The organism is Streptomyces sp. NPDC048417 (assembly GCF_040651615.1).
Taxonomy (GTDB): Bacteria; Actinomycetota; Actinomycetes; order Streptomycetales; family Streptomycetaceae; genus Streptomyces.
The window spans coordinates 80,859-92,497 of record NZ_JBEZKI010000005.1; the positions used below are offsets into that span (position 1 = coordinate 80,859).

Annotated in this window: 12 protein-coding genes; 8 read left to right on the forward strand and 4 right to left on the reverse strand. The window is 70.2% G+C overall.

The genetic code is table 11. From position 1 onward, the window contains the following. The first annotated feature begins 82 nt into the window (after window positions 1-82). From AB0D59_RS09490 to groL, 4 genes are all read left to right on the forward strand, one after another. On the forward strand, window positions 83-970 hold the full coding sequence (locus tag AB0D59_RS09490) for a polysaccharide deacetylase family protein (protein WP_362562851.1): 888 nt from the start codon (window positions 83-85) through the stop codon (window positions 968-970). Next, window positions 967-1,770, forward strand: coding sequence for a polysaccharide deacetylase family protein (locus AB0D59_RS09495; RefSeq protein WP_362562854.1), 804 nt, complete (start codon window positions 967-969; stop codon window positions 1,768-1,770). The genes AB0D59_RS09490 and AB0D59_RS09495 overlap by 4 nt, the downstream gene beginning before the upstream one ends. 408 nt (window positions 1,771-2,178) lie before the next feature. Next, the gene (groES, locus tag AB0D59_RS09500; protein ID WP_330459340.1) at window positions 2,179-2,487 is read left to right on the forward strand and encodes a co-chaperone GroES; all 309 of its coding nucleotides are present in this window, start codon (window positions 2,179-2,181) and stop codon (window positions 2,485-2,487) included. Window positions 2,488-2,605: 118 nt separating this feature from the next. Next, a complete protein-coding gene (gene groL / locus AB0D59_RS09505; protein WP_362562858.1) occupies window positions 2,606-4,231 on the forward strand; it encodes a chaperonin GroEL in 1,626 nt (541 codons plus the stop codon). Between the two features lie 130 nt (window positions 4,232-4,361). On the opposite strand, the gene AB0D59_RS09510 is transcribed toward groL, so the two are convergent. The 3 genes from AB0D59_RS09510 to AB0D59_RS09520 form a co-directional block, all read right to left on the reverse strand. Beyond that, window positions 4,362-5,069, reverse strand: a complete 708-nt coding sequence (locus tag AB0D59_RS09510) for an ester cyclase (protein ID WP_362562860.1) — start codon at window positions 5,067-5,069, stop codon at window positions 4,362-4,364. A gap of 75 nt (window positions 5,070-5,144) precedes the next feature. Beyond that, window positions 5,145-5,918, reverse strand: coding sequence for an SDR family oxidoreductase (locus AB0D59_RS09515; RefSeq protein ID WP_362562862.1), 774 nt, complete (start codon window positions 5,916-5,918; stop codon window positions 5,145-5,147). Window positions 5,919-6,015: 97 nt separating this feature from the next. Further along, window positions 6,016-6,684: an MOSC domain-containing protein gene (locus AB0D59_RS09520; RefSeq protein WP_362562865.1), complete on the reverse strand. Its 669-nt coding sequence runs from the start codon at window positions 6,682-6,684 to the stop codon at window positions 6,016-6,018. Window positions 6,685-6,763: 79 nt separating this feature from the next. Here AB0D59_RS09520 and AB0D59_RS09525 point away from each other — a divergent pair, with 79 nt between their 5' ends. Next, complete coding sequence (locus tag AB0D59_RS09525; RefSeq protein WP_362562867.1) at window positions 6,764-7,663, forward strand: LysR family transcriptional regulator; 900 nt, start codon at window positions 6,764-6,766, stop codon at window positions 7,661-7,663. A 70-nt stretch (window positions 7,664-7,733) separates the two neighbouring features. Here the strand turns inward: AB0D59_RS09525 and AB0D59_RS09530 are convergent, their stop codons facing one another. Further along, window positions 7,734-8,063, reverse strand: a complete 330-nt coding sequence (locus tag AB0D59_RS09530) for a WhiB family transcriptional regulator (protein ID WP_351693561.1) — start codon at window positions 8,061-8,063, stop codon at window positions 7,734-7,736. A gap of 381 nt (window positions 8,064-8,444) precedes the next feature. Here AB0D59_RS09530 and AB0D59_RS09535 point away from each other — a divergent pair, with 381 nt between their 5' ends. From AB0D59_RS09535 to guaB, 3 genes are all read left to right on the forward strand, one after another. Then, on the forward strand, window positions 8,445-9,056 hold the full coding sequence (locus tag AB0D59_RS09535; RefSeq protein WP_003948568.1) for a response regulator transcription factor: 612 nt from the start codon (window positions 8,445-8,447) through the stop codon (window positions 9,054-9,056). Window positions 9,057-9,333: 277 nt separating this feature from the next. Continuing rightward, window positions 9,334-9,921 (forward strand): sigma-70 family RNA polymerase sigma factor, encoded by a 588-nt coding sequence (locus AB0D59_RS09540; RefSeq protein WP_351693558.1) that lies wholly within the window; start codon window positions 9,334-9,336, stop codon window positions 9,919-9,921. Between the two features lie 163 nt (window positions 9,922-10,084). Further along, a complete protein-coding gene (gene guaB, locus AB0D59_RS09545; protein WP_362562869.1) occupies window positions 10,085-11,587 on the forward strand; it encodes an IMP dehydrogenase in 1,503 nt (500 codons plus the stop codon). Window positions 11,588-11,639 lie beyond the last annotated feature (52 nt).

The following is an 11,639-nucleotide window of genomic DNA, read 5'->3' on the forward strand; positions in this document are numbered from 1 at the left end:
TGTCGGCCAGTCGGTGGATGGTTCGCCTCCGGCGGCGGTGTCGGCGCCGGTTCCGGGGGAGGTCCTGGAAGGATCCGACGCCATGCGAGTAGTCGTACAAAATGACAAAAAAGGGTTGAAGGCGGGTATGGCGGGCCTGCTGGCCGCGGCCGCCCTGATGTCCGGCTGCGCGGGGCCGGACACCGGCTCCACCGCCCGTCCCGCCGCCGGCCAGCAGCCGCACCGGGCCGCGCCCGCCCCCGACTCCCACGCCGCCCTGGTCGCCGCCGCCAGGCGCTGGGGCCTGGACGCGGTCCCCCTGCGGCCCCCGGCCCCGCCGAAGGTGAAGCCGCGCATCACCGCGCGCGACGGCTTCGAGGTGGACGGGCAGGAGGAGGACGACCTGCCCCCGGTCTTCACCACGGTCCCGACCAGGCAGAAGGTCGTCTTCCTCACCATCGACGACGGCTGGAACAAGGACCCGCGGTTCCTCCGCATGATGAACGACCTGCGGATCCCCTACACCGCGTTCCTCAGCAACTACCTGGTCAAGGACGACTACGGCTACTTCCGCACGATGCAGGCCGAGGGCCACACCCTCAACAACCACACCCTGACCCACCCCTATCTGCCGGGCCTGTCCTACCAGGAGCAGAAGGACGAGATCTGCGGCATGCAGGCGATCATGAAGAAGCAGTTCGGCAAGGCGCCGACGGTCTTCCGGCCGCCCTACGGCAACTACAACGGCGACACCCTGCGCGCCGCCAAGACCTGCGGCATCAAGTACGCGCCGATCTGGGACGAGGAGGTGTTCGTCGACCACTGGGAGTACCGCGAGTGGGACCGCGGCCTGCACCCCGGTGACATCGTGCTCACGCACTTCCGGGGCAAGGACGACTGGGACGGCACGATGATCGACGACATGCGCCGCTTTCTGAACAAGGTCACCCGCGAGGGCTATGCGGTGGCGCGCCTGGAGGACTACCTGTGAGCCGGCCGAGGGCGACGGCCGCGCTGCTGACCGCCGCCCTCCTCCTGGCGGGCTGCGCACAGTCCGTCGACCCGATCGAACGGCTGGGCAAGAAGGCGGCCGACCGGGTACGGCCGCACGGCCCGGCCGGCGAACAGCCGTACCGCCACTGGGGCCTGGCCGCCCCCCTGCTCCCGGCGCCCCACCCCCCGCTCCACCCGCTCGCCCTCCACACGAGCCTCCCGCCGGTCGTCGACCACATCCCCACCACCGACAAGGTCGTCTTCCTCACCTACGACGACGGCGCCGAGAAGGACCCCCGGTTCGTGGACATGGTCCGTGAACTGCGGCTCCCGGTCAGCATGTTCCTCACGGACAGCGTGGTCGGCCCCGGCTACGGCCACTTCGCCCGCCTCCAGGAGGTCGGCGCGAGCGTCCAGAACCACACCCTCGACCACCCGGCCATGCCGGGCCTGCCCTACGCCGGCCAGCGCGCCGAGATCTGCGGTCAGCAGGAGAAACTCAGGTCCCGCTTCGGCATCCGCCCCCGCCTCTTCCGCCCGCCCTACGGCACGTACGACCGCACCACCCTGCGCGCGGCGGCCGACTGCGGGGTGACGGCGGTGGTCCTGTGGCGCGCGGCGATGACGGCCGAGGGCATCGCGTACCGCCGCGGTGAGAAGCGGCTGCGCCCCGGCGACATCGTCCTGGTCGGCCCGGACGAGGCCACGGGCCTGACGCTGCGCGAACGCACGACCCGCCTGCTCCGCCGGGTCCAGGAGAACGGCCTGACGGTGGGGCGGCTCGAGGATTACCTGTAGGACCGGCCGGCGCCGCTTCCCCTCCCGTACGGCGTCCGCGTCCCCGGCCCGTCCGGCGTCCGCGTCCCCGGCCCGTCCGGCGTTCGAGTTCCCATCCCGTGCGGCGTTCGAGTTCCCGGCCCGTGCGGCGTTCGGGTGCGAGGCCGAAGCCGAGAGCGGGGGTCCGGGGCGGCGGCCCCAGGGACGGTCACCATGGCCCCGGTCACCGTTTTTTTCGACGCCGCGCCGCAGGCAATTGGCACTCCGCTTGACCGAGTGCTAATCGCGGTCATAGTCTCGGCTCTGGCACTCGGCAGATGAGAGTGCCAACAACGCGACGGGCAGGTCCGGCACCCGCGACGACGGATCCACCTGGTCGCCACCTCAGACAGTTAACCCCGTGAGATCTCCGAAGGGGGAGGTCGGATCGTGACGACCACCAGCTCCAAGGTTGCCATCAAGCCGCTCGAGGACCGCATTGTGGTCCAGCCGCTCGACGCCGAGCAGACCACCGCCTCTGGCCTGGTCATCCCGGACACCGCGAAGGAGAAGCCCCAGGAGGGCGCCGTCCTCGCCGTGGGCCCGGGCCGCTTCGAGAACGGCGAGCGCCTGCCGCTCGACGTCAAGGTCGGCGACATCGTGCTGTACAGCAAGTACGGCGGCACCGAGGTGAAGTACAACGGCGACGAGTACCTCGTCCTCTCGGCTCGCGACGTGCTCGCGATCATCGAGAAGTAGTTCACCCGAAGCACATTCTGCTTTGAGCTGCGCCCCTGGCCCCCGCGACCTTATGAAGCCGGGCGTCGGGGGCGCGGTTCGTTTCACCCACGTTTTCCGAGAGGGCTGAACCGCTCCCATGGCGAAGATCCTGAAGTTCGACGAGGACGCCCGTCGCGCCCTCGAGCGCGGCGTCAACAAGCTTGCCGACACGGTCAAGGTGACGATCGGCCCCAAGGGCCGCAACGTCGTCATCGACAAGAAGTTCGGCGCCCCCACCATCACCAACGACGGTGTCACGATCGCCCGCGAGGTCGAGCTCGACGACCCGTACGAGAACCTCGGCGCCCAGCTGGTGAAGGAGGTGGCGACCAAGACCAACGACATCGCGGGTGACGGTACGACCACCGCCACCGTGCTGGCCCAGGCGCTGGTCCGCGAAGGCCTCAAGAACGTCGCCGCGGGTGCCTCCCCGGCCGCCCTGAAGAAGGGCATCGACGCCGCCGTCGCCGCTGTCTCCGAGGAGCTGCTCTCCTCCGCCCGTCCGATCGACGACAAGGCCGACATCGCCGCCGTCGCCGCGCTGTCCGCCCAGGACCAGCAGGTCGGCGAGCTCATCGCCGAGGCGATGGACAAGGTCGGCAAGGACGGTGTCATCACCGTCGAGGAGTCCAACACCTTCGGTCTGGAGCTGGACTTCACCGAGGGCATGGCCTTCGACAAGGGCTACCTGTCGCCGTACTTCGTGACGGACCAGGAGCGCATGGAGGCCGTCCTGGAGGACCCCTACATCCTCATCAACCAGGGCAAGGTCTCCTCCATCGCGGACCTGCTCCCGCTGCTCGAGAAGATCATCCAGGGCAACGCCTCCCGCCCGCTGCTGATCATCGCCGAGGACGTCGAGGGCGAGGCGCTCTCCACCCTCGTCGTCAACAAGATCCGCGGCACCTTCAACGCGGTCGCGGTCAAGGCCCCCGGCTTCGGCGACCGTCGCAAGGCGATGCTGGAGGACCTGGCGATCCTCACCGGCGCCACGGTCATCTCCGAGGAGGTCGGCCTCAAGCTCGACCAGGTCGGCCTGGACGTGCTGGGCTCCGCCCGCCGTGTCACGGTCACCAAGGACGACACCACGGTCGTCGACGGCGCCGGTGACTCCGGTGCCGTCACCGGCCGCGTCGCCCAGATCAAGGCCGAGATCGAGAACACGGACTCCGACTGGGACCGCGAGAAGCTCCAGGAGCGCCTCGCGAAGCTGGCCGGCGGCGTGTGCGTGATCAAGGTCGGCGCCGCCACCGAGGTGGAGCTGAAGGAGAAGAAGCACCGTCTGGAGGACGCCATCTCCGCGACCCGCGCCGCGGTCGAGGAGGGCATCGTCTCCGGTGGTGGCTCCGCGCTCGTCCACGCCGCGAAGGTGCTGGAGGGCGGCCTGGGCAAGACCGGCGACGAGGCCACCGGTGTCGCCGTGGTCCGCCGCGCGGTCGTCGAGCCGCTGCGCTGGATCGCCGAGAACGCCGGCCTGGAGGGCTACGTCATCACCTCCAAGGTCGCCGAGCTGGAGAAGGGCCAGGGCTTCAACGCCGCCACCGGCGAGTACGGCGACCTGGTCAAGGCCGGCGTCATCGACCCGGTCAAGGTCACCCGCTCCGCCCTGGAGAACGCCGCCTCCATCGCCTCCCTCCTCCTGACGACCGAGACCCTGGTCGTCGAGAAGAAGGAAGAGGAGGAGCCGGCGGCCGGCGGTCACTCCCACGGCCACTCCCACTGAGGCAACGCCCCAGTAGCCGAAGAAGCCCCCGTCCCCGGTCGTCCGCCGGGAACGGGGGCTTCGCCCCTCGCGGGTACTTCCTACTGTCGTACCACTTCGCCGGTCGTACTACTGCGCGGCCGCTGTCGCTTCAGTTCTCCAGCACGTCCAGCGCCCCGAGGCGGTCCATCAGGCCGAGCCGGTCGTATTGCAACCAGCCCTCGGCCATCTTCCCGTCGGCGTCGAAGCGGTGGATCGTCGTCCCGGCCATGGTGACCTGCCGGCCGGTGTTCGGCACCCCCATGAACGCCGCCTTCTGCACACCCGTCCAGAGCCACCTGGTGCACACCCGGTCGCCCTGGGCGATCTGGTCCTCGACGAGGAACGAGAAGTCGAAGGCCTCCCGCCACATCTCCAGCTTGCGCCGCATCGCGTCCATGCCGATGGTGTCCTGGCCCTCGACCGGCTCGTGGTCGTGGTAGTCCTCGGTGATCAGGCCGTCCAGCGGAACCAACGGGCCGGGCGCCGCGATCGTCTCGAAGAACCGCCGCGCGGTGTCGGCGTACCACCGCTCATCGCGGACCACGTCCAGATCCGTGAACGTCGGCATCCCGTCGCAGAGCGCCAGGATCTCGTTGAGGACCTGGTCGGACTCCGGCCGGTTCGAGTTCCGCATCGCCTCCTCGTACGACGGGAACTCCACGATCTCGACGACGTGCGACGCGTCGGAGCGGTCCTTGCCGACCACCGCGTGCGTCGCCGTCCGCTTCCCCTTGGCCTGTGTGACCCACCTGTCCATCAGCCGGTCCATCTCGGCCGGCCGGCTGGTCCTGCACTCGATGAGCTGTACGAACGTCATGCCGCCGCCTCCGGCCCCCCTGGGTCCGGTACCGTCACGCCAATTTTCCCACCGGGGGAAGCGGCACCGCAGCCGTCACTGCGGCCCGTACTTGCGTCCCGTCTTCGAGGTGATCCCGCCCAGCAGCCCGCGCGGGGCCACCTTCGCCAGGCCGGTCAGCACCTTGTACCGCGGGTCCGGGATCGACAGCGTCTTGCCGCGCGCGAGGTCGGCGAGCGCCGCCTCGACCAGCTTGTCGGCGTCCAGCCACATCCAGTCCGGGATGTTGTCCGTGCCCATCCCGGCCCGCTGATGGAACTCGGTGCGCACGAAACCGGGCGCCAGCGCCATCAGACGGACGCCGGTCCCCGCCAGATCGCGCGCCGCGCCCTGGGTGAACTGCACGACCCACGCCTTCGACGCGCCGTAGGTGCCCCGGGGCACGAAGGCCGCCACCGAGGCCACGTTGACGACACCGCCGCGCCCACGCTCCCGCATCGCCTCGGCCGCCGCCGACGTCAGCCGCAGCACCGCCTCGCAGTGCACCTTGAGCATCTTCAGCTCGTCGGCCATCGAGACGTCCAGATAGCGGCCCTTGTTGCCGAAGCCGGCGTTGTTGATCAGCAGGTCGACCGGGCTCCGGCGGTCCCCGAGGCGGGCGGCGACCGACTCGATGCCGGTGTCCTCGGCGAGGTCGGCGGTGAGCACCTCCGCCTCGATGCCGTGCCGGTCGTGCAGCTCGGTCGCCTGTTCGCGCAGCCGTTTGGTGTCCCGCGCCACCAGGACCAGGTTGTGCCCGTCCGCCGCCAGCCGCCGCGCGAACGCGGCACCGATCCCCGCGGTCGATCCCGTAATCAGAGCCGTTGTCATGGCCCAAGGGTAGTTACCCGGACTGACGGCGTCCGCTGCGCGCACCAGCTCTCCCGATGGGTGAAGCGCCGGTGAACGGCTCGCGGGTGACGGCCGTTCAGTCCTGCCGCGCCGCCACGTACTTCCGGGCCAGTGCCAGCGCCTCCGGGTGCAGCGCATCGCCCGCCGCGAGCAACCGGGGCAGCAGTTCCCGCTCGGTGGTGGTCGCACGGAACTCCATCGCCGCCGTCACCCCGTGGGCCGGCCGGTGCACGATCTCGATCGGATCGGCGGCCCGGATCTCACCCGGTTCGATCACCCGGAGGTAGGCACCGGACGCACCCTTCCGCGTGAACCTCTTCACCCATCCCCGCTCGCCCAGATGGCCCTGAAAAGTACGGCACGGGATGCGCCCGGAGGTGACCTCCAGTACGACCCAGGAGCCGATCCGCCAGCGCTCGCCGATCAGCGCATCCGACACGATCAGCCCGTTTGTCGTGAGGTTCTCACCGAAACAGCCGTTCGGCAGCGGCCGGCCGAGCTCCTTCTCCCAGTCGTCGAGGTCCTCGCGCGCGTACGCGTACACCGCCTGGTCGTCGCCGCCGTGGTGGCGCAGCTCGCACACCGTGTCCCCGGCCAGTCCGCTGCCCGCGATCCCCTTAGGGCCGGGCGCCTGCACCCGCACCGGGCCGTCCGCGGGCCGCTTGTCGATGCCGGTCACGCCGTCCTTGTGGTCCGTGTGGGGCGACGGCGTCGGGATTCCGAGGTTCACCGAGAGAAGCTCCATGGTCCGACGGTACGGGACCGTCCTCAAAGCGTCGACGCATTATTGGGCGTGCTGCCCAAGCCCGCCTTATGCTCGGGGGGTGATAGAGGCCCGCCATCTCCGCGTCCTGCGCGCCGTCGCCACCACCGGTTCCTTCTCGGCGGCGGGGCGCGAACTGGGCTGCACCCAGCCCGCCGTAAGCCAGCAGATGAAGGCCCTGGAGACCTCCGTCGGCACCCCGCTGCTGGTGCGCAACGGCCGCGAGATGCGCCTGACCCAGGCCGGTGAGGCTCTCGTGCGGCACGCCTCCGGGATCCTCGCCGGGCTCACCGCCGCCGAGGAGGAGGTCGCCGCGATCGCCGGCCTGCGCGCCGGCCGGGTCCGCCTGGTCTCCTTCCCGAGCGGCAGCTCCACCCTGGTCCCGACGGCACTGGCCGCCCTGCGCGCGGCCCACCCCGGCACCCGTGTCTCCCTGGAGGAGGCCGAGCCGCCGAAGTCCGTGGAACTGCTGCGCGCGGGCGACTGCGACATCGCGCTGGCCTTCCGCTACGAGGGTGCGGCGGGCGCCGAGGAGTGGGACGACCTGGTGGTACGGCCGCTGCTGACGGACCGGCTGGTCGGCCTGGTGCCCGAACGGCACCGGCTCGCGCACGCGGCGTCGGTCGCCCTCGGGGAACTCGCCGACGAACCCTGGATCGCGGGCTGCCCGCGCTGCCGGGGGCAGCTCGTCCAGGCGTGCGAGAACGCGGGCTTCACGCCCCGCATCGACTTCGCCACCGACGACTACCCGGCCGTGGTCGGCCTGGTCGGCGCCGGTCTGGGTGTCGCGGTACTGCCTCAGCTGGCGATCGAGTCGGTACGTCCGAGAGGTGCGCGCACGGTGGCGCTGGAACCCGCGGTGATGCGGGAGATCGTCGCCCTCACCCTGCCCGACCTGGCACAGGTACCGGCAGTGGCGGCGACGCTGGAACAGCTGCGCCGGGCGGCCCGGCGGGCATAGGGCGACGGGCGGTCCGCTCGGCAGCGGTTGAAGAAACGTTCTTTCAGATGTGCGGGAGGAATCGGCTCTTTCAGGTGTGCGGGAGGGGGTCGCCGCTGGTCGTCGACGCCGACACCAGCCTGTTGCGCGCCCGCCCCATGAGCTCTTCGCGCTCGTCCTCGGTCAGGCCGCCCCAGACGCCGTACGGTTCGCGGACCGCCAGCGCGTGCGCCGCGCACTCCGCGCGGACCGGGCACCTCATGCAGACCTCCTTGGCCGAGTTCTCACGGGCACTCCGAGCCGCCCCGCGCTCGCCCTCGGGATGGAAGAAGAGCGAGCTGTCGACCCCACGGCAGGCAGCCAGGAGCTGCCAGTCCCACAGGTCCGCGTTCGGTCCGGGAAGGCGGGAGAAATCTGCCATTACGTGACCCCTTGTAGCCGTTCTGGGCGGATACGGTGCCAACGACCGTACATCTCCGGTCTAGAGAGATGAAAATATGACTCATTGCGAATCTAGCCCCAGACACCGTGAAACGGGAAGAAAAAGGTCTAAATGGGGCATTGGATGTGATGAAAAGTTGAGGGTCTGACGTCCATGTCTGCACCGTGTCCGCGCCCTCACGTAGAGTGCCGAAGACGGCAGGCAGCCCCGTAACTCTTTCGAGTGACCGTCGTTGAGAGTGCGGAGGCGGTTGAAACAACAAGCGCTCGGGCAGGCGTCCGAGACGGTCGACCGCACAGGTGACGATTCCGTACCAGCCTGGAGGCTCAAGGTGACGCGCATCAGCTGCGGAGGGCGGTCATGACATCCGTCCTCGTCTGTGACGACTCCCCGCTTGCCCGAGAGGCGCTGCGCCGCGCGGTGGCGACCGTGCCCGGCGTCGAGCGCGTGACGACGGCGGCCAACGGCGAGGAAGTCCTCCGCCGCTGGGGCGCCGACCGCTCCGACCTGATCCTGATGGACGTGCGCATGCCCGGACTGGGCGGTGTCGAGACCGTCCGTCGGCTGCTGTCGGCCGACCCCGGCGCACGCATCATCATGCTCACGGTCGCCGAGGACCTGGACGGGGTGGCCCTGGCCGTCGCCGCCGGCGCCCGCGGCTACCTGCACAAGGACGCCTCGCGCGCGGAACTGCGCGCGACCGTCACCCAGGCGCTCGCCGACCCCACCTGGCGGCTGGCGCCCCGCCGTCTCCGCTCGGCCGAGATGGGCGCCGCGCCCACTCTCACCGCGCGCGAGATCCAGGTCCTGGAGGGGATGAGCCACGGCCGCTCCAACGCCGAGATCGGCCGCGAGCTGTTCCTCTCCGAGGACACCGTGAAGACCCATGCCCGGCGCCTGTTCAAGAAGCTCGGCGCCTCCGACCGCGCCCACGCCGTGGCCCTCGGCTTCCGCTGGGGACTGGTCCGTTAGCAGGGCGGTGAGCTGCGCCGCAGCGGGACCGCGGACCGACCGGACGCCCCCGCCTACCTCATGGTGGGCGGGGTCCGCAAGGCGGATCGCCGGAGGCCCGCTGCTCGTTTCGGCGCCGATGCCGCATCCTTGAGGTGTGGAGTCTCTCGGGGACGAGTCGTTCGAGCGGAAGGGGAGGGCGCAAGGGATGAGTTTCGGCGCACCTGCTCATAACGCTTCGGTGCACAACGACGGACGCGGTGCCACACCGCCGACGGCCGCAGGGCACGATGGACCGATGCGCGACGACGAGGCGGTCACCGCCATAGGGACGATCGGCGCTCTCGTCCATCGCGCCGTCGACGGGGACGAGCAGGCCACGCACGACCTGCTCGCCCATGTCCACCCACTCGCGCTGCGCTACTGCCGTACGCGCCTGTCCCGCCTCCCGGGCGACGCCCGCCACTTCGTGGAGGACCTGGCGCAGGAGGTCTGCGTGGCGGTTCTCCTCGCGCTGCCCCGCTACCGCGACACCGGCCGCCCCTTCGAGGCCTTCGTCTTCGCCATCGCCTCCCACAAGGTCGCCGACCTCCAGCGGGCCGCGATGCGCCATCCGGGCTCCACGGCCGTCCCCTCCGACGAGATGCCGGAACGCCCCGACGACTCCCTCGGCCCCGAGGAGCGGGCGCTGCTCAGCAGCGACGCCGAATGGGCCAAGAAACTCCTGGCCAACCTCCCCGAGAACCAGCGCGAGCTCCTTCTGCTGCGTATCGCGGTGGGCCTCACCGCCGAGGAGACGGGCCAGATGTTGGGAATGTCACCGGGCGCCGTCCGGGTCGCCCAGCACCGGGCCCTGAGCCGGCTGCGGGCCCTGGCGGAGCAGTAGCGGAGCAGCGGCCGCCCGCCCCCCGGCCCCCGATGAACAGGCGGGCGCGCATTTCCGTACGAACATACGAAGCCTCAAGCTGAGTCGTACCGTGGAATTTGGGGCCTGTGCTTCCCGTTAGCATGGACATCCGCACCGTTCAAGGCCATTTGGGGAAGGTGTCATGACTGCCAACGTCGACGGAGTGCCCGGAAAATTCGCGACACTCGGGCTTACCTACGACGACGTGCTGCTGCTGCCGGGTGCATCCGAGGTGCTCCCGAACGCGGTCGACACCTCGTCCCGCATCTCCCGCAACGTCCGGGTCAACATCCCGCTCCTGTCGGCGGCGATGGACAAGGTGACCGAGTCCCGCATGGCGATCGCCATGGCCCGCCTCGGCGGCGTCGGCGTGCTGCACCGCAACCTGTCGGTCGAGGACCAGGTCAACCAGGTCGACCTGGTCAAGCGGTCCGAGTCCGGCATGGTCACCGACCCCATCACGGTGCGCCCGGAGGCGACCCTCGCCGAGGCCGACGCCCTGTGCGCCAAGTTCCGCATCAGCGGTGTGCCCGTCACCGACCCGGCCGGCAAGCTGCTCGGCATCGTCACCAACCGTGACATGGCCTTCGAGAGCGACCGCACCCGCCGCGTGCACGAGGTCATGACCCCGATGCCGCTGGTCACCGGCAAGGTCGGTATCTCCGGCACCGAGGCCATCCAGCTGCTGCGCAAGCACAAGATCGAGAAGCTGCCGCTGGTCGACGACGAGGGCGTCCTCAAGGGCCTGATCACGGTCAAGGACTTCGTCAAGGCCGAGAAGTATCCGAGCGCCGCCAAGGACGCCGAGGGCCGCCTGCTCGTCGGCGCCGCCGTCGGGGCCAGCCCCGAGGCCCTGGAGCGGGCCCAGGCGCTCGCCGAGGCCGGCGCGGACTTCCTGGTCGTCGACACCTCGCACGGTCACAACAGCAACGCCCTCGGCTGGATGTCGAAGATCAAGTCGAGCGTGGACGTCGACGTGATCGGCGGCAACGTCGCCACCCGCGACGGCGCCCAGGCGCTCATCGACGCCGGTGTCGACGGCATCAAGGTGGGCGTGGGCCCCGGCTCCATCTGCACCACGCGCGTGGTCGCCGGCATCGGTGTCCCGCAGGTCACCGCCATCTACGAGGCGTCCCTCGCCGCCCGCGCGGCAGGCATCCCGCTGATCGGCGACGGCGGTCTGCAGTACTCCGGTGACATCGGCAAGGCGCTCGCCGCCGGTGCCGACACCGTGATGCTCGGCAGCCTGCTGGCCGGCTGCGAGGAGTCGCCCGGCGAGCTCCTCTTCATCAACGGCAAACAGTTCAAGTCGTACCGCGGCATGGGATCGCTCGGCGCGATGCAGTCCCGCGGCCAGGGCAGGTCGTACTCGAAGGACCGGTACTTCCAGGCCGAGGTGGCCGCGGACGACAAGCTCGTGCCCGAGGGCGTCGAGGGCCAGGTGCCCTACCGCGGCCCGCTCTCCAACGTGCTGCACCAGCTCGTCGGCGGCCTGCGCCAGACCATGGGGTACGTGGGCGCCGCCACCATCGAGGAGATGGAGTCCAAGGGCAAGTTCGTCCGCATCACCTCCGCGGGCCTCAAGGAGAGCCACCCGCACGACATCCAGATGACGGTCGAGGCGCCGAACTACAGCCGCAAGTAGTCACCACGGCCTTTCCAGGGCGGCCCCGGGCGCACCGGGGCCGCCCTTGTCG